At 60.4% G+C, this 22,723-nt stretch carries 15 protein-coding genes and 4 tRNA genes; 14 read left to right on the forward strand and 5 right to left on the reverse strand.

What is annotated here, in order from left to right; translation table 11 throughout:
• Positions 1–56: 56 nt before the first annotated feature.
• The 5 genes from rpoZ (at position 57) to BN1137_RS08570 (ending at position 5,366) form a co-directional block, all read left to right on the forward strand.
• Positions 57–332: a DNA-directed RNA polymerase subunit omega gene (gene rpoZ / locus BN1137_RS08550; RefSeq protein ID WP_005307060.1), complete on the forward strand. Its 276-nt coding sequence runs from the start codon at positions 57–59 to the stop codon at positions 330–332.
• Between the two features lie 130 nt (positions 333–462).
• On the forward strand, positions 463–2,580 hold the full coding sequence (gene spoT, locus BN1137_RS08555) for a bifunctional GTP diphosphokinase/guanosine-3',5'-bis pyrophosphate 3'-pyrophosphohydrolase (protein WP_050718203.1): 2,118 nt from the start codon (positions 463–465) through the stop codon (positions 2,578–2,580).
• 115 nt (positions 2,581–2,695) lie between these two features.
• Positions 2,696–3,442, forward strand: a complete 747-nt coding sequence (trmH, locus tag BN1137_RS08560; RefSeq protein WP_050718204.1) for a tRNA (guanosine(18)-2'-O)-methyltransferase TrmH — start codon at positions 2,696–2,698, stop codon at positions 3,440–3,442.
• Positions 3,432–4,472, forward strand: a complete 1,041-nt coding sequence (locus tag BN1137_RS08565) for an alpha/beta fold hydrolase (protein ID WP_050718205.1) — start codon at positions 3,432–3,434, stop codon at positions 4,470–4,472. Before trmH ends, BN1137_RS08565 begins: the two co-directional genes overlap by 11 nt.
• A gap of 90 nt (positions 4,473–4,562) precedes the next feature.
• Complete coding sequence (locus BN1137_RS08570) at positions 4,563–5,366, forward strand: Cof-type HAD-IIB family hydrolase (RefSeq protein ID WP_050718263.1); 804 nt, start codon at positions 4,563–4,565, stop codon at positions 5,364–5,366.
• Between the two features lie 107 nt (positions 5,367–5,473).
• Here BN1137_RS08570 and BN1137_RS08575 read toward each other — a convergent pair whose 3' ends face one another.
• The 5 genes from BN1137_RS08575 to BN1137_RS08595 all read right to left on the reverse strand — a co-directional run bounded on the left by BN1137_RS08575 (position 5,474) and on the right by BN1137_RS08595 (position 6,617).
• Positions 5,474–5,827 (reverse strand): RICIN domain-containing protein, encoded by a 354-nt coding sequence (locus tag BN1137_RS08575; protein WP_332309846.1) that lies wholly within the window; start codon positions 5,825–5,827, stop codon positions 5,474–5,476.
• A 330-nt stretch (positions 5,828–6,157) separates the two neighbouring features.
• A tRNA-Pro gene (locus BN1137_RS08580) sits at positions 6,158–6,234 on the reverse strand.
• Between the two features lie 62 nt (positions 6,235–6,296).
• Positions 6,297–6,382 (reverse strand) — tRNA-Leu (locus BN1137_RS08585).
• Positions 6,383–6,413: 31 nt separating this feature from the next.
• Positions 6,414–6,489, reverse strand: a tRNA-His gene (locus BN1137_RS08590).
• Between the two features lie 51 nt (positions 6,490–6,540).
• Positions 6,541–6,617, reverse strand: a tRNA-Arg gene (locus BN1137_RS08595).
• A gap of 258 nt (positions 6,618–6,875) precedes the next feature.
• On the opposite strand from BN1137_RS08595, the gene BN1137_RS08600 reads away from it, so the two are divergent.
• The 9 genes from BN1137_RS08600 (at position 6,876) to BN1137_RS08640 (ending at position 22,664) form a co-directional block, all read left to right on the forward strand.
• Positions 6,876–7,466 carry a TetR/AcrR family transcriptional regulator gene (locus tag BN1137_RS08600; RefSeq protein WP_050718207.1) on the forward strand — a complete coding sequence of 197 codons (591 nt, stop codon included), beginning with the start codon at positions 6,876–6,878 and terminating at the stop codon, positions 7,464–7,466.
• On the forward strand, positions 7,463–8,569 hold the full coding sequence (locus BN1137_RS08605) for an efflux RND transporter periplasmic adaptor subunit (protein ID WP_050718208.1): 1,107 nt from the start codon (positions 7,463–7,465) through the stop codon (positions 8,567–8,569). Before BN1137_RS08600 ends, BN1137_RS08605 begins: the two co-directional genes overlap by 4 nt.
• A gap of 15 nt (positions 8,570–8,584) precedes the next feature.
• Entirely contained in the window at positions 8,585–11,665 is a 3,081-nt protein-coding gene (locus BN1137_RS08610; RefSeq protein ID WP_050718209.1) for a multidrug efflux RND transporter permease subunit, read from the forward strand.
• Positions 11,666–11,786: 121 nt separating this feature from the next.
• Complete coding sequence (locus tag BN1137_RS08615; RefSeq protein ID WP_050718210.1) at positions 11,787–13,745, forward strand: ATP-binding protein; 1,959 nt, start codon at positions 11,787–11,789, stop codon at positions 13,743–13,745.
• Between the two features lie 134 nt (positions 13,746–13,879).
• The gene (gorA, locus tag BN1137_RS08620) at positions 13,880–15,229 is read left to right on the forward strand and encodes a glutathione-disulfide reductase (protein WP_050718211.1); all 1,350 of its coding nucleotides are present in this window, start codon (positions 13,880–13,882) and stop codon (positions 15,227–15,229) included.
• A 379-nt stretch (positions 15,230–15,608) separates the two neighbouring features.
• Entirely contained in the window at positions 15,609–17,291 is a 1,683-nt protein-coding gene (kdpA, locus tag BN1137_RS08625; protein ID WP_050718212.1) for a potassium-transporting ATPase subunit KdpA, read from the forward strand.
• Complete coding sequence (gene kdpB, locus BN1137_RS08630; protein WP_050718213.1) at positions 17,291–19,348, forward strand: potassium-transporting ATPase subunit KdpB; 2,058 nt, start codon at positions 17,291–17,293, stop codon at positions 19,346–19,348. The genes kdpA and kdpB overlap by 1 nt, the downstream gene beginning before the upstream one ends.
• 63 nt (positions 19,349–19,411) lie before the next feature.
• Complete coding sequence (locus tag BN1137_RS08635; protein ID WP_050718214.1) at positions 19,412–19,933, forward strand: potassium-transporting ATPase subunit C; 522 nt, start codon at positions 19,412–19,414, stop codon at positions 19,931–19,933.
• 142 nt (positions 19,934–20,075) lie between these two features.
• Positions 20,076–22,664, forward strand: coding sequence for a sensor histidine kinase (locus tag BN1137_RS08640; protein WP_050718215.1), 2,589 nt, complete (start codon positions 20,076–20,078; stop codon positions 22,662–22,664).
• The last annotated feature ends 59 nt before the right edge of the window (positions 22,665–22,723 follow it).

Raw genomic sequence — 22,723 nt, forward strand, 5'->3', positions numbered from 1 at the left:
GTCATTTTTAAACACCGCTTTTCTAATCATAGAAAGCCTAAACACTGGAGTCCTGCATGGCACGCGTTACTGTAGAAGATGCTGTAAAACAGGTAGGTAACCGTTTTGACCTGGTGCTGGTCGCCGCGCGCCGCGCTCGTCAAATCGCGGTACAAGGTAAAGATCCCCTGGTCGACGAAGAGAACGACAAGCCGACCGTGATCGCCCTGCGCGAGATCGAGCTGGGTCTGGTGAACAATCAGGTGATGGACACCCAGGACCGCTACGAGCAGCAAGAGCAGGAAGCCGCCGAGCTGGCTGCCGTTGCTGCCATCGCCGAAGGTCGCGGTTAAGTTATTCCTCTAGTTGGCACCCGCCCGGGTGCCGACTGTTCTTCCCATTTACAACCGCTCGAAAACCTCGCAAACTCAGGGGCATACCCTCAATTCCACGGATTGCCGTTTCACCGCTGCGGGGACTGTCTTGTATTTATTTGAAAACCTTAAAGAAATAGCCAGTTCCTACCTGCCATCCGAGCAGGTTGAGAAGCTCAGGCAAGCCTATGTGGTGGCCCGTGATGCTCACCAGGGACAGATGCGTTCCAGTGGCGAGCCCTATATCACCCACCCTGTCGCAGTGGCCCGTATTCTGGGTGACATGCGTCTGGACCATGAGACGCTGATGGCAGCAGTGCTGCACGACGTCATCGAAGACACCCCCGTCACCAAAGATGACCTTGCCGAACTGTTCGGCAAAGCCGTTGCCGAGCTGGTCTACGGCGTCTCCAAGCTCGACAAGCTGAAATTCCGCGATCGCAAAGAGGCCCAGGCCGAGAACTTTCGCAAGATGATGATGGCCATGACCCAGGACATCCGGGTCATCTTGATCAAGCTCGCCGACCGCACCCACAACATGCGTACGCTGGGTTCACTGCGCCCGGACAAACGCCGCCGCATCGCCCGTGAGACGCTGGAGATCTTCGCCCCCATCGCCAACCGGCTCGGCATCCATACCATGAAGAACGAGCTGGAAGAGCTCGGCTTCGAGGCGCTCTACCCCATGCGCTCGCGGGTGCTGCGCGAATCGGTACGTCGTGCCCGTGGCAATCGCCGCGAGATCATCGACTCCATCCAGAGCGAGATCGAAGGCCGCCTGCGCGAGGCCGGTATCGATGCCCAGGTCAGCGGTCGCGAGAAGAATCTGTTCTCCATCTACAACAAGATGGAGAAGAAAGAGCTGCAGTTTCATGAGGTAATGGATATCTACGCCTTTCGCGTCAGGGTGAAGGACATAGATACCTGTTACCGGGTGCTTGGGCAGATGCACAGCCTCTACAAGCCGCGTCCCGGCCGCTTCAAGGATTACATCTCCATCCCCAAGAGCAACGGCTACCAGTCGCTGCACACCTCCCTGGTCGGCCCCCACGGGGTACCGGTCGAGGTGCAGATCCGCACCGAGTTCATGGATCAGATGGCCGACAAGGGCGTCGCCGCCCACTGGGCCTACAAGCAAGATGGCGACAGCTCGGGCACCACGGCCCAGATCCGTGCCCAGCGCTGGATGCAGAGCCTGCTCGAGCTGCAGCAGAGCGCCGGCAGCTCGTTCGAGTTTATCGAGGGGGTCAAGACTGACCTGTTCCCGGACGAGATTTACGTGTTCACCCCGGAAGGCCGCATCATGGAGCTGCCGGCCGGCGCCACCCCGGTGGACTTCGCCTACACGGTGCACACCGACATCGGCCACGCCTGCGTCGGCTCCCGGGTCGACCGCCATCCCTACCCGCTCAGCAGCCCGCTGCATTCGGGTCAGACGGTGGAGATCATCACCGCCCCAGGTGCCCGCCCGAACGCGGCCTGGCTCAATTTCGTGGTGACCACCAAGGCCCGCTCCAAGATCCGCCAGTTCCTGAAGAACCTGCGCACCGAAGAGTCGGTGGTACTGGGTCGCCGCCTGCTCAACCATGCGCTCGGCGCCAAGAACATCGAAGACATCCCGGAGCCGCGCATCAAACAGGTGCTGGCCGATACCAAACACGACAACCTGCAGGGCCTGCTGGCCGATGTCGGGCTCGGCAACGCCATGAGCGTCATGGTGGCGCGCCGCATGCTGGGGGATGAACTGCCGCCGGAAGAACAACCGAAATCCAGCAGCAAGAAGATGCCGATCAAGGGTGCCGACGGCATGCTGGTCACCTTCGCCAACTGCTGCCGCCCGATCCCAGGAGACGCCATCATCGCCCACATCAGCCCGGGCAAGGGGTTGGTGATCCACCAGGAGTCCTGCCGCAACATCAAGGGCTACAGCCGCGAACCGGACAAGTATCTGCCGGTGCAGTGGGAGGTGGACAAGGAGCAGGAGCAGGAATTCCGCACCGGTATCAGCATCGAGATCATCAACCATCAAGGGGCGCTGGCGGAGCTGGCCAACGTGATTGCCGCCACCGGCGCCAATATTCACGCCATCAGCACCGAAGAAAAGGATGGCCGGGTCTATCTGGTCACCTTGCTGATCACCACCAAGAGTCGCATTCATCTGGCCAACATCATGCGCAAGATCCGCGTGATGCCCAATGTGCTCAGGGTGAGCCGACAGAAGAACTGAACACAGGCGGCGCAAGCCGCCTGTTGCTTTTACAGAGACAACCCGTGGCTCCCGAGCGCGTAAGCCGCCTATCCAGCATTCTGGCCAGCTGGAGCCCCACTGCATAGAAACTGATATGACACCTGAACGCTTTAAACGGATTTCCGACATGCTGGCCATGCGCCAGCTCGACCTGACTGTTTGCATGGAAGAGGTCCACAAGCCTCACAATCTGGCAGCCATAGTGCGCACCGCCGACGCCATCGGCATCCATCGGGTACACGCGGTCTGGCCCAAGACCTCCATCCACCCACGCAAGGGCACCGCCCGGGGCAGCCAGAACTGGGTGGATGTGCAACTGCATCCGGACATTGGCACTGCGGTCGGCGAGCTGAAAGCCGCCGGCATGCAGATCCTGGCGACCCACCTCTCCGACAGCTCGGTGGACTTTCGGGCCATCGACTACACCAAACCCACCGCCATCCTGGTGGGTCAGGAGAAGCACGGCATAGGGGAAGAGGCGCTGGCACTGGCCGATCACCATATTGTCATCCCCATGGTCGGCATGGTGCAGTCCCTCAACGTCTCGGTCGCCGCCGCCGCCATCCTGTACGAGGCCCAGCGCCAGCGCGAGCTGGCCGGTTGCTATCAGCGCGGTTGCCCCCTCAGCCTGGAAGAGCAGAACAGCATCCTGTTCGAGGGGGGATATCCCATCTATGCCCAGCTCTGCAAAGAGAAAGAGATGCCCTACCCGCAACTCGGGCCGGCTGGCGAGATCCTGGCGGACGAGGCCTGGTGGCAACGGATGCAGCTGACCCGCAAGGGCTGGGCCGCGCAACAGGAAGACCCAATGGACATGGAGTATCCATCCGATGAAATTTAACTGCCTGCCCCTGCTGGCCCTGACCCTGTTTTCTGCCGGAGCCTTCGCCGTGAACAATCCCTATCAGCTGACCACTGAGGCCGAGGTGCCTGCCCTCCATCAACAGACCCTGCCGGATTTCTGGCGCGACCATGCGGTCGAGGGTGAGTTCAAGGGCAAGGATGGAGTGAGTATCCGCTACGCCGCCCTGCGCCAGGCCAAGGTGGAGCGTGCCATCCTCATCGTCAACGGCCGGGTCGAGAGCTATCTCAAGTATCAGGAACTGGCCTGGGATCTGTGGCGCCAGGGTTATAGCCTCTATCTCATCGATCACCGTGGCCAGGGGCTCTCCGGTCGCATGCTGGCGGATCCCGAGAAGGGCTATGTGGCCGACTTCGACGACTATGTGGTGGATCTCAAACAGTTCCACGACGAGGTGGTCGCTAAAGACAAGCCTGCCAAGCTGTTCCTGCTGGCCCACTCCATGGGAGGCGCCATCTCGGCCCGTTACCTGGAACGCTGGCCGGATGATATCAAGGCCGCCGTGCTCTCTTCCCCTATGCTGGGCATCAACCTCGGCGGCCTGCCAAAGTGGCTCGCCAAAGGATTGGCCGCCACCATGGATACAGTTGGCAGCTGGTGGGGTGAGCCTCCCTACGGGCCGGGCCAGGGCGGCTATGTCTCCCACGACTTTGCCGACAACGGCCTGACGCACAGCGAGCCGCGCTACCAGTCCTTCCGCCAGCTCTACGAGCAACGCTCGCAGATAAAACTCGGCGGTGTCACCGCGCACTGGATCCGCCAAGGCATTACCGCCGGCGATGCCGCCATCGCCGACGCCGATCGCATCAAGACGCCGCTGCTGCTGATCCAGGCGGGGGATGACGGCATCGTCGACAACCTGGCCCAGGATGCGTTCTGCGCCAAGGCTCGCTGTGAAGGTGGCAAGCCGCTGCGCATCGAGGGAGCCTGGCACGAGCTGTTTGTCGAGGCCGATCCCCAGCGCATCCCGGCGTTGACCGCGACGCTGGACTTCTTCGCCCGCTTCTAGGGCTGGTTATTTTTTGTATCCCTAAATAAATGGGGTGAGGCAAAACGCTGGGGTACACTGCCCCGGCGTTCAATTGATGTTGAGGTAATGATGTTCAAGGCTGTTGTATCCGATCTCGATGGTACCCTGCTCAACGGGCAGCACCAGGTCTCCCCCCGCACCCGTGACACCCTGCACCGCCTGGTCGATCAAGGGATCAAGTTCGTAGTGGCCACCGGTCGCCACCATGTGGACGTGCGCAGCATTCGCGATGCCCTGGGGCTGGACATCTACCTCATCACCTCCAATGGCGCCGTGGTACATGACAAGCAGGATCAGTTGATCTTCAACCAGACCCTGCCAGAGAGCGTGGCGGCTGAGCTGATTACCCTGCAGCGCGATCCCTCCGTTCACCTCAACGTCTACTACGGCGACGAGTGGCTGGTGGAAGAGGAGATGCCGCGGATCCTGCAGTTCCATGAGGAGTCCGGCTTCGCCTACCGCCTGGCAGATTTTCGCACCCACCCGACGGACAAGGTCAACAAGGTGTTCTACATCGGCGAGCACGAGAAGCTGCTCGAGATCGAGGCACAGCTCAACCAGCAATATGGTGATCGACTCAATGTCACCTTCTCCCTGCCGGACTGTCTGGAGGTGATGCACGGTGGCGTGCACAAGGGTAACGCCGTGCGCGCCGTGCTGGAGCAGAATGGGCTAGAGATGTCCCAGGCCGTTGCCTTCGGCGATGGCATGAACGATTTCGAGATGCTGAGCATGGTGGGCCGTGGCGTGGTGATGGGCAATGCCCACGATCGCCTCAAGCTGGCCCTGCCGGAACATGATCAGACCCTGAGCTCGGACGAGGATGGCGTCGCCGTCTATCTGGAGCGACTGTTCGCCACCCAGCTGGCCTGAGTCGACTTATTCTGCCTCGCCAGAAACGCAAAAGGGTGGCCACATGGCCACCCTTTTTACATTCGCATCTACGGCTCTCAGGCCGGGTGACTCCCCTCTGAGTCGGCTTACCAGGCCAGCTTGGGCAGTACCAGGCTATCCAGCAGGCCACCCTCTTGCTTCCACTCAAAGCTCTGATTGGCGCCACCGTAGCACTCCGCCAGCCGCAGCGGGGTGCCGGGCTGATGACGACGGCCAGCCACGTCCAGGCACAGTGACAGCTGCCGGTTGAACAGCCGGTCTGCCTGCCACTGCCATTGATGGCTATCGTCCTGGCAATCCGCCAGGGTGAGCTCGTCATCCCCCTTGGCGATCAGACAACGCTGGGCCAATTGCAGTGCCCCCGCATCCCAGTCGAACTGTTGATGTGGGCCTTTGTCGCACTCTTGTGTCAGCAGAGATCCCTGCTCGCCGAGCGTCACACAGAAACCTCCACTGGTTATCAATTCAGATGCAGTCGTACGCGCTGCTTTTGGTGAAATACCTAGCAGGAGTGAATCCTGCTTGGGCTGCAAGGCAGCGCAACCACCCAGCATCAGGGTGAGCAAAGCCAACAGGCCGGGCTGTAGAGTATTGTGCTGCATAAGGTAGGTGCCTGAAGCTGTTCCATGGGCCCACTGTCTCGTGAGAGTGGCACACAGCATAGCGAACTCGCGGCGAGCAGGCGCCAACAGAAGTGTAAAGAGACGTGACAGAGCAGAGAAGTAATTCGCAGAAAAGCAAAAACCCCGCCGAAGCGGGGTTTTCAAATGTGGTCGGTGATAAAGGATTCGAACCTTTGACCCTCTGGTCCCAAACCAGATGCGCTACCGGGCTGCGCTAATCACCGATGGGTACTGCTTTTTTCAACTATCGAGATAACCAATGGTCACCTTCGTCATACAGCAAGTATGGTGCGAAGAGAGGGACTCGAACCCTCACACCCGGGGGGCACTAACACCTGAAGCTAGCGCGTCTACCAATTCCGCCACCTTCGCATACCTAACATGCTGCAAAACAGCTTTAAAATGGGGTGGCTGATGGGGCTCGAACCCACGACAACCGGAATCACAATCCGGGACTCTACCAACTGAGCTACAGCCACCACAGCTGTTTTCGTTCCACAACAACGCCCGTTTAACTGGCGCACGTTTGATGGTGCGCCCGACAGGATTCGAACCTGTGACCTCTGCCTCCGGAGGGCAGCGCTCTATCCAGCTGAGCTACGGGCGCTACGCTGTCGAACGGGGCGCATTATTGATGATGGCGCCCACCTTGTCTACTCTTTTTTTATCTAAAAGAATCAAGTGTTTGTTTTTCAATCGTTTTGTGCGGTTTTATGCCATTTTTCAGGGTTCAGGACCAAAATGGCGGCCCTTCGTACCAGTTTCATCCCCTCGTATGGTGGGAAACAGGCCCCGTCCCTTGACTTGCCTTCTTGCCCACTTAGAATGAATGAACGTTCATTCAGCCGTTAACAGTCAGAAGCTCATGGATAAGAAAGAACGCATTTTCGAAGCGGCGCGCGAGATCCTCGGCGAGCAGGGTTTCTACGGCCTATCTATTGCCGTGGTCGCCAAGAAAGCCAAGGTGGCGGCGGGTACCATCTATCGCTATTTCAGCGACAAGGATGACCTGATCCGCCAGCTGTATCAGCACACCATCCTCAAATGTCATCCTCTGGTCATGGAAGGCGTGCAGATAGAAGAGGTGTCATATCGGCAGTATCGGCGCCTGTGGCTCAACATCGACGGCATCTTTACCCACTCCCCCAATGCACTGAAATGTAAATTGCAGTACGAAAGTTCTCCGTTGGGGGCTGAATTGGAGCGGGATCCGGTCATAATGGCAACCTGGGCGCCACTTGAGAGCTTTTTTGAGCGGGGACGCCAGCAAGGACTGTTTATCGATTTACCCGTCCTGGTGTTGCAGGCGCTGAGTCTCGATTGTGTAGCCAATTTGGCTCAGCAACGCCGAGTTCACCCTTTTGTATTGACGCAAGAACAGCAGGAGTCGGTGATCCGGGCCAGCTGGAATGCCATTTTAAACCCTAATATTTCCACCACAGGAGCCCGTTCATGAAAAAGTGGATGGCCATCATGTTGCTGATCGCACTCGCCCTGTTTGGCAGTGTCATCGGCTTCAATATGTTCAAGCAGAAGAAGATTGCCGAATTCATGGCCAACCGGCCCGAGCCGGAGTTCCCTGTCACCGCCATGGTGACCAAGGCCCAGGACTGGACTCCCACCATCGAAGCGATCGGTTTCGTCGAACCGAACCAGGGGGTGACCCTCTCCAGTGAGCTGGCGGGCACCATCGACAACATCAGCTTCGAATCGGGCATACATGTCAAGGCAGACCAGCTGCTGCTGAGCCTGGACTCCAGCGTGGAAAAAGCCAATCTGCAGTCTTCCCAAGCCAGATTGCCGGCGGCGCGGGCCAAGTTCGAGCGCTACAAGAATCTGTATCAGAAGAACTCCATCTCCCGGGATCAACTGGATGATGCCGAAGCCAGCTACCGTTCGCTGGAAGCCGACATCGAGAGTCTGAAGGCCACCATAGCCCGCCGTGAAGTACGTGCGCCCTTCGGCGGTGCCGTGGGTCTGCGCAACGTCTTCCTCGGCCAGTACCTGGAGCCGGGTACCGAGATTGTGCGGCTGGAAGACACCAGCGTGATGCGCCTGCGCTTCACCGTGCCCCAGACCGACATCTCCAAGATTTCACTGGGTCAGACCATCAAGATCAACGTGGATTCCTACCCCAGCACCCAGTTTGACGGCCAGATCACCGCCATCGAGCCTGCCGTCAACTATCAGAGCGGCCTGATCCAGGTGCAAGCAGCCATCCCGAACAACGATGGTCAGCTCCGCTCCGGTATGTTCGCCCGCGCCAGTATCATTCTGCCCACGGTGAAAGATCAGATTGTGATCCCGCAATCCGCCATCTCCTTCACCCTCTATGGCGAGAACGTCTACGTCATCCACGAAGCGGATGGTGTGAAACGGGCCAAGCAGGTGGTGGTCAAGGCAGGCGAGCGTCGCGGCAATGACGTCCACGTGCTGTCTGGCATCAAGTCTGGCGATGAAATCGTGCTGTCGGGTCAGGTTCGCCTGAGCAACGATACCAAGGTGCGCGTGGTCGACAACGATGCCCTTGCCGTTCCGGCACAAACCCCGATGCTGTAAGCGCGGAGACCTGCGATGCGATTTACTGACATTTTCATAAAGCGGCCCGTACTGGCGATCTCGATCAGTTTCCTGATCGCCCTGCTGGGCTTCCAGGCCATCTTCAAGATGCAGGTGCGAGAATACCCCGAGGTCACCAACACGGTGATCACGGTCAGCACCAGCTATTACGGGGCCAGTTCCGACCTGATCCAGGGCTTCATCACCCAGCCACTGGAGCAGGCGGTCGCGCAAGCCGACAACATCGACTTCATGACCTCCTCCAGCCAATTGGGCAGTTCCACCATCACTGCCTACATGAAGCTGAACACCGATCCCAACGCCGCCCTTGCCGACATCCTGGCCAAGGTCAACTCGGTGCGCTCCCAGTTGCCCAAAGAGGCGGAAGACCCCTCGGTCACCTCCTCCACCGGCTCCACCACGGCGGTGCTCTACATGGGCTTCACCAGCCCTGAGCTGAACTCCAGCCAGATCACCGACTACCTGGAACGGGTTATCAAGCCCCAGCTGTTCACCGTGGGCGGGGTCTCCAAGATCGATATCTACGGCGGGGTCGAGTTTGCCCTGCGGGTATGGCTGGATCCGGCCAAGATGGCGGCCTTCGACTTGACCGCCAGCGACGTGATGACGGTGCTCAACAGCAACAACTATCAGTCCGCCACCGGTCAGGCGACCGGCTACTTCACCCTGTTCAACGGCAATGCCAAGACCCAGGTCGAGAGCACGGATGAACTCGAGCGACTGGTAGTGGCGACCCGCAAAGGTCAGGTGATCCGCCTGTCCGACATCGCCAAGGTGTCGCTGGAGAAGAGCCACGATATCTATCGTGCCAGCGCCAACGGTAAAGAAGCCGTGGTACTCGCCATCAACGCGGCGCCGACCGCCAACCCCATCACCATCGCCCACGATGTGCTGGAGCTGCTGCCGGACCTCAAGCGCAACATGCCGAGCACCATGCAGACCAACGTGCTGTATGACTCCACCATCGCCATCAACGAGTCCATCCACGAGGTTATCAAGACCATACTGGAAGCGGCCGCCATCGTACTGGTGGTGATCACCCTGTTCCTCGGCTCGTTCCGGGCGGTCATCATCCCCATCATCACCATCCCGCTCAGCCTTATCGGCGTGGTGATGATGATGGATTTGTTCGGCTTCTCGATAAACCTGATGACGCTGCTGGCCATGGTGCTAGCGATCGGCCTGGTGGTGGATGACGCCATCGTGGTGCTGGAGAACGTCGACCGCCATATCAAGGAGGGGGAAGAACCCTTCAGGGCGGCCATCATTGGGACCCGTGAGATAGCCGTGCCGGTTATCGCCATGACGGTCACTCTGGCCGCCGTGTACGCGCCCATCGCCCTGATGGGGGGCATCACCGGCTCCCTGTTCAAGGAGTTCGCGCTGACCCTGGCGGGGGCGGTCTTCGTCTCGGGCATCATAGCCCTGACCCTGTCGCCCATGATGTGTTCCAAGATGCTCAAGGCCAACGCCAAGCCGAACAAGTTCGAGAGCACGGTGCATCACCTGCTGGATCGAATGACGGCGCGCTACGACGCCATGCTGCACGCCGTGATGAAACATCGCATCGTGGTGGTGCTGTTCGCGGTCATCGTGTTCGGCAGTTTGCCGCTGCTGTTCAAGTTCATCCCAAGCGAACTGGCCCCGTCGGAAGACAAGGGGGTCATGGCAGTCCTGGCGACGGCACCGTCCAACGCCAACCTGGACTACATCGAAAACACCATGATCGACGTGAACAAGATCCTGGATGAGCAGCCGGAAATCGCCTACGCCCAGGTCTTCTCCGGGGTGTTCAACTCCAACCAGGCATTTGGTATTGCGTCCATGGTGCCCTGGAGCGAGCGCGAGGCGAGCCAGAAAGAGGTGCTGGACAGGATAGCCGGTCTGGTGACCGACATCCCCGGCATGGCCATCACCACCTTCCAGTTCCCCGAACTGCCAGGTGCCTCGAGCGGTCTGCCCATCCAGTTCGTCATCACCACCCCGAACAGCTTCGAGAGTCTGTTCCTGATCGCGGGTGAGATGCTGGCGGCGACCAAGGCCAACGGCCAGTTCGTCTACACGGATCTGGATCTGAACTACGACTCCGCCACCATGAAGATCAAGATCGACAAGGACAAGGCGGGTGCTTACGGCATCACCATGCAGGACATAGGCACCACCATGGGCACCATGATGGCGGATGGCTACGTCAACCGTATCGATCTGGATGGTCGCTCCTACGAGGTGATCCCGCAGGTAGAGCGCAAATACCGTATGAACCCCGAATCCATGAAGGGCTATTACGTGCGCGCCGCCGACGGCAAATCGATCCCGCTGGGCAGCCTGATCACCATCGACGTGGTGGGTGAGCCCCGTGCTCTGCCCCACTTCAACCAGCTGAACTCGGCCACCATAGGCGCAGTTCCTGCTCCGGGTGTCGCCATGGGTGATGCGATCAACTGGTTCAAAGCCACCGCAGAGGAGAAGCTGCCGCAAGGCTATCGCTACGACTTCATGGGGGAAGCTCGCCAGTTCGTGACCGAGGGTAACGCCCTGTACGCCACCTTCGCACTGGCCCTTGCCATCATCTTCCTGGTGCTGGCGATCCAGTTCGAATCCGTGCGTGACCCGCTGGTGATCATGGTCTCGGTGCCGCTCGCTATCAGCGGAGCCTTGATTGCACTGGCCTGGGGCATGGCCACCATGAACATCTACTCCCAGGTTGGTCTCATCACCCTTGTAGGTTTGATTACCAAGCACGGCATCCTGATCTGTGAGGTGGCGAAGGAAGAACAGCTGCTGCACGGCATGAACCGGATGCAGGCGGTGATGCAAGCCGCCAAGGTGCGTCTGCGCCCGATCCTGATGACCACGGCGGCCATGATTGCGGGCCTCATCCCGCTGCTCTACGCCTCCGGCGCCGGCGCTGCCCAGCGCTTTAGTATAGGTATCGTGATCGTGGCCGGTCTGGCCATCGGTACCCTGTTCACCCTGTTCGTACTGCCGGTGATCTACACCTACCTGGCGTCCGAACACAAACCACTGCAGGAATTCGACGAGTCGATTCCCGCCAAGGCGAAAGGGGGTCATTGATTCCCCCCGCAATGAAACAAGGCCCCTCACGGGGCCTTCTTTTTATCGATTTCACAGGGCACGACATCGCTGTTTGAAGCGGTTACACTGAACCGCACTCAATCCAGACCGCAAGGACGCCATGTCAGGAATCTTCTCCAAGGCCGTTGGCCGTAACGGCCTCTCCTATCGCCTGCTTTCCTACATCCTCATATGCAGCACAGTGCTGGCGTTGATCATTACCGTGTTGCAGCTCGCCTGGGACTACAACAAGGATGTGACCGTCATCGAGGACAGCATCGACCAGATCGAAGCTTCCTTCCTGCAGCCTATCTCCGCCAGTTTGTGGAATCTGGATGAGGAGCAGGTCAAGGTGCAGATAGAAGGCATCATGAACCTGCCCAACATGCAGTTCGTGATGGTCAAGGAGATGCTCGGCAGCTCGGAAGTCCCCCTGCTGACTCAGGGCGTGGAGAAGGATGTCTATGACATCTCTCGTGAATTCAGTCTCACCTATCAGGGTGAAGTGGTCGGCAAGCTGTTTGTCGCCGCCTCCCTCGAGCAGATCTACCAGCGCCTGATCGAGAAATCCGTGCTGATCATGGTCAGCCAGACCATCAAGACCCTGGTCGTCTCCTTCTGTATTCTGATCATCATCTACTACCTGGTGATCCGTCATATCAATCGCATCGTCAGCTACGCCCAGAAATTGAGTCTGGATCGGCTGGCGGTAGAGCTGACCCTGGAAGGTCGCCCCCTGCCCCGCAAGCACCCCGATGAGTTCGATGCCCTGGCCGCGACCCTCAACCAGATGCGCACCCGGCTGAACGATGAGTTCAGGGCCCGCCATCAGGCGGTCGAGCAACTACAGCAGGAGCGGGATTTCTCCGCCACCCTGATCAACTCGGCCAACATGGTCATCTGCTGTATGGAGCCGGATCTCACCATCGCCAGCATCAACCCGGCGGCCATTCTGCTCACCGGCTATCACCATCAAGAGATACTGCAGCACAACTGGCTGGATCTGTTCGTCAGCCGGGAGCAGAGAGCCGAGCTGGCGGACATTCTGGCCAACCAGGGCTCCCTCGAAGACAAAGAGATCATCATGCACGACCAGCAGGACAATGAGCTCGTCCTGCAGTGGACCTTCGCCCCCTTCTACGAGGGGCCAAATCTCAAGTATCTGATTGGATTCGGTTATGACATCACTCGCCTCAAGAAGGTGGAGCGGGAAATCACCCAGTTCAACGAACAGCTGGAAGGCAAGGTCGTCGAGCGTACCCGCAGCCTGAGCGATGCCAACGATCAGCTTGGCAAGGCGTACGATGACCTGAAACAGGCCCAGCAGACGCTGGTGGAATCGGAGAAGATGGCTTCCCTCGGTTCGCTGGTGGCCGGGGTTGCCCACGAGATCAACACCCCCATCGGCATCAGCGTCACCGCCTCCTCCTATCTGCAAGAGCAGGTGGCGGAGTTCAAGCAGCACATCGAGGCCAAGCAGCTCTCCCGCTCTTATCTCAACGAGTTCACGGTCAATCTGGACGAATCCATGCAGCTGCTGCAAGGCAACCTGCGACGTGCCTCTGAGCTCATCGCCAGCTTCAAGCAGGTGGCAGTGGATCAGTCGTCCGAGGCGCGCTACAACTTCAGCCTGGCGGACAACCTGCATCAGGTGGTGGTATCGCTCGGCCACAAGCTGAAAAAGGCCCAGTGCGAGGTCGACATCCAATGCGATCCCAAGCTGACCATCTACTCCTTCCCCGGCAGCTTCACCCAGATCTATTCCAATCTGATCCTCAACTCCATCACCCACGGTTTCGATGGCTGGGATAGGCCCAAGAAGATCACCATCAAGGTGGAGCAGCGGGAAGACGAGCTCGTCATCGACTACAGCGACAATGGCCGTGGCATTCCGCCCGAGATACTGCCGCGCATCTTCGATCCCTTCGTCACCTCCAGGCGAGGCCAGGGTGGCAGCGGGCTCGGCACCCACATCATCTACAACCTGGTGGTGCAGTTGCTGCGTGGTCGCATCCACTGCGCCAGCGAGCTGGGCCAGGGCGCCCAGTTCCATATCCGCCTGCCCATCCTGCCTCATTGAGAACTGTGGGGTCTGAGGTTTTGACGCTAGCGCCGCGGTGGCGGTGATACCTCAACGGACCCTGGCTCTTGTGAGTTCGACGCTTTATCCCCATCATGCTGTGATAGCTTTTTTAACGAGTGGAGAACCTCGCAATGGCACAGCACTTTGACTATATCGCCATCGGTGGCGGCAGTGGCGGCATCGCCTCGGCCAACCGGGCCGCCATGTATGGCAAGAAAGTCGCCCTGATCGAAGCCAAGGCGTTGGGTGGCACCTGCGTCAACGTCGGTTGTGTTCCCAAGAAGGCCATGTGGTATGCCGGCCAAATCGCCGATGCCCTCAGATATGGGGCCGACTACGGCTTCGATACCACGCTCAACCACTTCAGCTGGGCCAAGCTGGTCGAGTCCCGCCAGGCTTACATCAGCCGCATTCACCAGTCCTATGAAAATGTGCTGGGCAAGAACCAGATCACCGTCATCAAGGGCTTCGCCCGCTTCGTCAGCAGCAACACGATCGAGGTCGATGGCGAGCAGTACACTGCCTCCCACATTCTGATCGCCACCGGCGGTCACCCGGAAGTGCCCAACATCCCCGGCGCTGAGCTCGGCATCGACTCCGACGGTTTCTTCGCGTTGCAGGAGCAACCCAAGCGGGTCGCGGTAGTGGGCGCCGGCTATATCGCGGTAGAGATCGCCGGGGTGATGCAAGCGCTGGGCTCAGAGACCCACTTGGTGGTGCGCAAGCAGGGTCCGCTACGTAGCTTCGATCCCATGATCCAGGAGACCCTGGTGGAGATCATGGCCGCCGAAGGTCCGAAACTGCACACCCATGCCATCCCCAAGGCGGTGATCAAGAACGCCGATGGCAGCCTGACCCTGCAGCTCGAAGATGGTCGTCACCTCACGGTGGATTGCCTGATCTGGGCCATCGGCCGCGCCCCGGCCACCGACAAGCTGAATCTCTCTGCCACCGGCATCGAGCTGGATGCCAAGGGCTATATCCCGACCGACAAGTTCCAGAACACCCAGGTCGACAACATCTATGCGGTGGGTGACAACACCGGCCGCATCCAGCTCACCCCGGTCGCCGTCGCCGCCGGTCGCCGCCTCTCCGAGCGGCTGTTCAACAACAAGCCGAACGAGCACCTCAACTACGATCTGGTACCGACCGTGGTGTTCAGCCACCCCCCCATCGGCACCATAGGCCTGACCGAGCCGGAGGCCGTCGCCGAGTATGGCGAGAGCCAGGTGAAGGTCTACCGTAGCCAGTTCACCGCCATGTATTCGGCCCTGACCCAGCATCGCCAGCCCACTCGCATGAAGCTGGTCTGCGTCGGGTCAGAGGAGAAGGTGGTCGGCCTGCACGGCATCGGCTTTGCCATGGACGAGATCCTGCAAGGGTTCGGTGTGGCCATGAAGATGGGTGCCACCAAGGCAGACTTCGATAACTGTGTCGCCATCCATCCCACCAGTGCCGAAGAGTTCGTCACCATGCGTTGAGGTAGGAAATAGGAGTACCAAGGTCAACGCGACAACGGCGTTGTCATCTCCCACCCGCACAGAAGCGCTAGATATCCTGCGCTAGTCCCCGGGAGATGCCGGTTCCATGGCATCGCCCGGGGGCAGATATCTCACCACTCACAAGACCCGGCTCAGGCCGGGTCTTGTCATTCAGGTCACTGATTTTTCCGCTTTTTACGCCAATTTTACGTCCGCGACAGGGCCCTTTATGGCGCCTTTACGCCCACTCTACGTACCCTTGTGGTGTCAATTACACCAAGGGAATTTATATGAATTGGCTATATCTGCTACTGGTCCTCGCCCTGTTGGGCTATCTGCTGCGTGCTCTCACACGCAGTCATGAGTGAGGGACCAGATCATGTGGCAAGAACTCATCTACCCAGTCGCCTTCGTGCTGCTGGTTCTGCTGCCTGCACCCCTGCTAGGCAGTTATATGTATCGCGTATTCGAGGGACAGACCCGTTGGCTTGCTCCCGTCGAGCGAGCGACCATGGCCTGCTGTGGCACCGATGGGCGGGAGCAAGACTGGAAGTCCTACGCCGTCAGCCTGCTCGCGTTCAACGGTGCGGGCTTTGGTCTGTTGTTCCTGATCCTGATGGCGCAAGGCCTGCTGCCGCTCAACCCGCAGAATATGCCGGGACTGAGCTGGGAGCTCGCCTTCAACACCGCGGTCAGCTTCATGACCAATACCAACTGGCAGGCTTACTCCGGTGAGGCCAGCCTCTCCTACTTCAGCCAGATGGTCGGACTCACCACCCAGAACTTCGTCTCCGCCAGTACCGGCGCCGCCGTGGCTGTGGCCCTGTTCCGCGGTATCACCCGCCAGCAGACTACCCATCTGGGTAACTTCTGGCAGGATCTGGTGCGTTTCTGCCTCTATGTGCTGTTGCCGATGGCACTGATCATGGCGCTGTTGCTGGTCTGGCAGGGTGTGCCCCAGACGCTGTCTGCCTACCTGCCGTTCCACAGCCTGGAAGGTCAGGAGCAGCTGCTGCCGCTCGGCCCGGCCGCGTCCCAGATCGCCATCAAGCAGCTCGGCTCCAACGGCGGTGGCTTCTTTGGCATCAACTCGGCCCATCCGTTCGAGAACCCGACCGCGTTCACCAACTGGCTGGAAATGGTCACCCTGCTGACCCTGCCCGCCGCCCTGGTGTGCACCCTGGGTCGCTACGTCAAGCATCAGGGTCACGGCCGAGCCATTCTCACCGCCATGACCCTGCTGTTCGTGCTCGGGCTCAGCCTCTCCCTCTATCAGGAGCTGCAACCGGACCCGGCCCTCGCCCACCTCACCCAACAGACTGGTAACTGGGAAGGCAAGGAGAGCCGCTTCGGCCCTGTGCTCTCCAGCATCTGGGAAGTGGCGACGACCTCGGCCTCCAACGGCTCGGTCAATGCCATGCATGACAGCTTCACCCCCCTCGGCGGCATGGTCGGCATGATCAACATGCTACTGGGTGAGGTGGTGTTTGGCGGCGTCGGCGCCGGTATCTACGGCATGATGCTGTTCGTGCTGCTGACCGTGTTCCTGTGCGGCCTGATGGTAGGACGCACCCCCACCTATCTGGGCAAGCGTCTCGGTATCACAGAGATGAAATGGGTGGTCGCCAGCATGCTGGTGATGCCGATCGGGGTATTGGTGATCGGTGGGATAACCCTGCTGATGCCAAACGCCAGCGCCGTGATAGGTCACGACGGCCCGCACGGCCTGTCTCGCCTGATCTATGCCTACGCCTCCGCCGCTGGCAACAACGGCTCCGCCTTCGCAGGCTTTGCCGCCGCCGACAGTTGGCAGTGCATCGCCATCGGCTTGGCCATGCTGCTCGGTCGCTTCGGCTACATCATCCCGGTACTGGCCATCGCCGGCCAACTCTCCCGCGCCCAGCGCCAGGATGTCGGCGAAGGTGACTTCCCGGTCAGTGGTCCGCTGTTTGTGACCCTGCTGATCATTACCGTATTGCTGATAGGCGGCCTCTCCTTCTTGCCCGTGCTGGCACTGGGACCGGTAGCCGAACATCTCACCCTGATGCAGGGAGCTTTCTAATGAGCAAGTCTATTTCAGTGGCCACCGGTACCGACAAGGTCAAGGCCAAGTCACATCGTTCACAGGTCGTACAGGCCATGATTGAAGCCTTCTATCGCTTCAACCCCAAGGCACTGTTTGGCAGTCCCATACTGTTCACCCTCTGGCTGGCCGCCGTGATGGCGACCGTCGAGTCCCTTCTGGGGCAGCCCCTGTCCGGGGTGGCGCCCAGCCTGGCCTGGCAGTTGACCGCCTGGCTCTGGCTGACGCTTTGGTTTGCGAACTTTGCCGAGACCCTGGCGGAAGGCCGTGGCAAGGCAAGGGCCGATAGCCTGAAGGCGGGCATGAGTCAGCTCAAGGCACGCAAGGTCACCCATCCCCGTGATGATCGGGGTGAGTGGGTTCCCGCCACCAGCCTGCTAAAGGGCGATATGGTGCTGGTACGCAGCGGCGAGATGATCCCGGCGGATGGCGAAGTCATCGCCGGCATCGCCTCGGTCAACGAAGCCGCCATCACCGGGGAATCCGCCCCGGTGATCCGCGAGTCGGGTACCGATCGCAGCGGCGTGACCGGCAACACCACCGTCGTCTCGGACGAGATCTGGATCAAAGTCAGCAACAATCCGGGTGAGAGCACGCTGGATCGCATGATTGCGCTGGTGGAAGGGGCCAAGCGTCAAAAGACGCCAAATGAGATGGCGCTCGACGCCCTGCTGGTGGGTCTGACCCTGATCTTCCTGCTGGTGGTGGCCACCCTGCCCTGGTTCCTCGACTACAACGGCACTCAGGTCCCCAGGCTCTACCTGATCGCGCTCTTCATCACCCTGATCCCGACGACCATAGGCGGTCTGCTCTCCGCCATCGGTATCGCCGGCATGGACAGATTGGTGAAGCTGAACGTGATCGCCAAGTCAGGCCGCGCCGTGGAGGCCGCCGGTGATGTGCGTACGCTGTTGCTGGACAAGACCGGTACCATCACCTTCGGCAATCGCATGGCGGACGAGCTGATCCCGGCACCGGGGGTGGATCCTTCCCTGCTGGCACAGGCTGCCATGCTGGCCTCCCTGGGTGACAACACCCCGGAGGGCAAGTCTATCCTGACCCTGGCCGGCAAGAGCATGGCCAAGCCGAGCCAGCTGGAGAGCGACAAGCTGATCCCCTTCAGCGCAGAGACTCGATTGAGCGGACTGGATCGCAACGGTCATCAATATCGCAAAGGGGCGGTCGATGCGGTTCTTAACTACCTCTCCCTCGATCGCAAGGCGGTGCCCGAGATCATCCTGAAGGCGGTCGATAACATCGCCCGCCAGGGTGGCACCCCCCTGCTGGTCTGTACCCACGAGCAACTGCTCGGGGTGGTCTACCTCAAGGACATCATCAAGCCCGGCATCAAGGCCCGCTTCCAGATCCTGCGCCACATGGGGATCCGCACCGTGATGATCACCGGGGACAACCCGCTGACGGCGGCGGCCATCGCCGCCGAGGCCGGGGTGGATGACTTCATCGCCGAGGCGACACCGGAGAAGAAACTGGCCTACATCCGCCAGGAGCAGGCCGATGGCCGACTGGTGGCCATGTGCGGTGACGGCGCCAACGATGCCCCGGCACTGGCCCAGGCCGACGTAGGGCTGGCCATGAACGAAGGTACCCAGGCCGCAAAAGAAGCAGGCAACCTGGTGGATCTGGACTCCAACCCCACCAAGTTGCTGGATGTGGTACTGGTGGGCAAACAGTTGCTGGTCACCCGTGGAGCCCTGACTACCTTCTCCATCGCCAACGACGTGGCCAAGTATTTCGCCATCTTGCCGGCCCTGTTCATCGCAGCCTACCCACAACTGGGCGCCCTGAACCTGATGCAGCTAGGCAGCCCGCAGAGCGCCATCCTGTCGGCCATCATCTTCAACGCCCTGATCATAGTGGCGCTGGTACCGCTGGCCCTGCGAGGTGTCAGTCTGAAGGGATCCGCTGCCAGCCTGCTGCGCCGCAACCTGCTGATCTACGGTGTCGGCGGTCTGCTGGTGCCCTTTATCGGCATCAAGCTCATCGATCTGGTCATCACCGGCCTCGGTCTGGTGTAACCATTACGGGGTGCGGGCCTGGCCCGCATCCCATAAATTCCGCTCAGGAATTAAGGACATATCATGATTGCGATTAGAACCCTGCTGACCCTGACCCTGCTGCTGGGCGTCGGCTATCCGCTGGCGGTGACCGGGCTGGCCCAGGTGCTGTTCCCCTGGCAGGCCAACGGCAGTCAGCTGACCAACAACAAGCAGCAGCTGATCGGCAGCGCCCTGCTGGCGCAGAAATTCGAGCGGGCGGAATACTTCCACTCCCGCCCCTCAGCCACCGACTTCGCCACCATAGGTAGCGGTGCCAGCAACCTTGGCATGAGTTCGCCGCTGCGTGCCGAGTTTGCCCAGACTGAAGCCAAGGCTCAGGCCGCCAACCCGTCGCCCACCCTGCTGACCCGCTCGGCATCAGGGCTCGACCCTCATCTGCCGCTGGATGCCGTGTTGTCTCAGGTGGACAGAGTAGCCAAGGAACGGGGGCTGGATCCCGCCTCGTTGACGGAACGGGTCAAGTCCGCTACACAAGCTGGTATCCTTGGCCCGCAAGTGGTCAACATCCTTGAGCTGAACCTGCAGCTCGACAAGGATGCCTGATGATGATGGCCCGGCAACTTGTGCCGGGTCTTCTATTTGGCTGAGACAGAGAAACACGATGACAGTCCAGGCTGACTCGGTGATATACAGGCAGTGATACACATTCTTGAGCCGAGCCGGCTGCTGCTCGATAGGGACTAAGATGCGTGATGAGGTTAGGGCCGACGCCTTGCTGGCCAGCCTGGAAGAAGAACACAAGGGCAAGCTGAAGGTTTTTCTCGGCGCAGCCCCCGGCGTAGGCAAGACCTACGCCATGCTGCAGGCCGTGCGTGAACAGGCCAAAGAGGGGGTCGACATCCTGATCGGGGTGGTGGAAACCCATGGCCGCCAGGAGACTCTGGCCCTGCTCGACAAACTCCCCCTCCAGCCACTGCAACTGCACTACCACCGCCAGCAACGGCTGGAGGAGATGGATCTGGATGGCCTGCTCGTGCGCAAACCCGCCATCGCCGTGGTGGACGAGCTGGCCCATACCAATGCCCCCGGCAGCCGTCACGAGAAGCGCTGGCAGGATGTGGAAGAGCTGCTCGGCGCAGGCATCGATGTCTACACCACCCTCAACGTGCAGCACCTGGAGAGCCTCAACGATCTGGTGTGGCAGCTGACCGGTGTCAGGGTCAAGGAGACGCTGCCGGATCAGGTGCTGCTGGAAGCCGACAGTCTGGTGCTCATCGACCTGCCCCCCAAGGAGCTGCTCGGGCGGCTCAAGGAGGGCAAGGTCTATGTGCCTCATCAGGCCAAGGCCGCCCTGCAATCCTTCTTCTCCCTCAACAATCTGACCGCCCTGCGCGAGCTGGCGATGCAGACTGCCGCCAGCCACGTGGAAGGCGATCTGCAACTGCAATGGCAAGCGGCGGGCAAGACCACGCTGCCCCTACGGGGCAAGCTGATGGTCTGTCTCGGGGAGCAGCACGGCGCCTTACTGGTGCGTTATGGTCATCGCTTCGCCCAGCGTCGCCAGCTGCCCTGGCTGGTGGTGCACATCGACAGCCAGGGACAGCGCTCGGCCGAACTGGAGCAGGCGCTGGCGCTAGCCTCCCAGCTGGGCGCCAAGGTGTTGACCCTCTCCAGTCCGGCGGTGGCCGATGCCCTGCTGGAAACAGCCGAGCAGCAACAAGTCTCGCAACTCTTGCTTGGCAAGCCCCACAAGTCACCCTGGCGTCGTTCCCTGGTGCAACACCTGCTCAAACAAGCTCAGGGGTTCGAGATCACCCTGGTGGATACCGAGAAACACAAACCTGGCCTCGGCCTGTATCCCGCGGGCCCCAAGGATATCCGCCAGAGCTTGCTCGCCTTGTTCATCATGGGCACGACCTCGGCCATCGCCTGGGGACTCTCGCACTGGCTGCCCCCCGCCTCGCTGCCATTGTTGTTCGTGCTGGGGGTGCTGGCCACGGCACTCTCCACCAGTCTGGTTCCTGCCATCCTGGCGGCCGTGCTGGGCTTCGTGGCCCATAACCTGCTGTTTGTCGCCCCTCACTTCTCCCTGAACGTGGCCAACCACAGCGATCTGCTCACCCTATTCGTACTGCTCATCGTCGGCATGGCCGCCGGACGGCTGGCGTCACGCCAGCGCCAACAGTTGGTGGGCTTGCGCGAAACCCAGCAACTCGGCAATGCCCTGCTATCCCTGAGTCAGGGGCTTGCCACCGCCAGCAGCCCGGTTGAGGTGCTCAGGCAAGGCACCCAGGCCATTTCGCTGGCGCTGGGCCAACCCGTGTTTGCCCTCGATCAGGATTACCAATACCGGGCGGGCGATGCGCCCAACGGGCCGGGCCAGACTGACAAGGCGGCTATCGACTGGTGCCTCGCCCAGAAGCAGAGTGCCGGCGGCCACACGGCCACTCTCAATGCCGCCGAGGCCCAGTACCATCACCTCACCGATGAGCTGGTGCTTGGCATCAAACTAGCCAACCCGCTCAGCTCCTCCGCCGAGCATCAGTTGCAGGCACTGCTCACCGATATCCGCGCCGCCCTGGCGCGGATCGATCTCAACGAGCGGCTGGCCGATAGCCAACTGCAGGCGGAGACCGACAGAATGCGCGCCGCCCTGCTCTCCTCGGTTTCCCACGATCTGAAGACGCCGCTCGCCACCATCATGGGTGCCGGCAGCACCCTGCTGGAATATGGTGATCGGATAAGTGCGGAGGATCGCAACGAACTGCTGCATTCGGTACAAGACGAGGCCCGCCGCCTGCACGGCTATGTGCAAAACCTGCTGGACATGACTCGCATCGGCTCGCCGGACTTCCAGCTGAAACGTGACTGGGTCAGCCTGGCCGATCTGGTGGAGAGTGCGCGCAAGCGGCTGGAATCCTCATGGCGCCAGCACAAGCTGCTCATTCACTTCGATCAGCAGATCCCCGAACTTTATGTCCACGGTGCCCTGATCGAGCAGGTGCTGGTCAACATCCTCGACAACGCCTCCCGCTACTCGCCAGCCGGCACTCCCATCGAGTTCAAGGTGATGCTGGCCACGCCGGATCTGATCATCGACATCATCGACATCGGGGTCGGCATCGCCGAATCCGATCGGGACAAGATCTTCAACCTGTTCTACACCCAGCCGGTCGGAGATTGTGGCAGCCGCGGCACCGGGCTTGGCCTCGCCATTTCTCGCGCTATGATAGAGGCGCACGGCGGCCGCATCTGGGCATTTTCCGGCCCCAACGGCAACGGTACCTGCATGCGCATCTCCCTGCCACTCGCCCTCAACTCACCGGAGATATGATGGATCACATTGCTTGTCATGATGCCACTGAGGCGGCCATCCATCGCCCTCTTCCCCTA

Source organism: Aeromonas tecta, assembly GCF_000820185.1.
GTDB lineage: Bacteria > Pseudomonadota > Gammaproteobacteria > Enterobacterales > Aeromonadaceae > Aeromonas > Aeromonas tecta.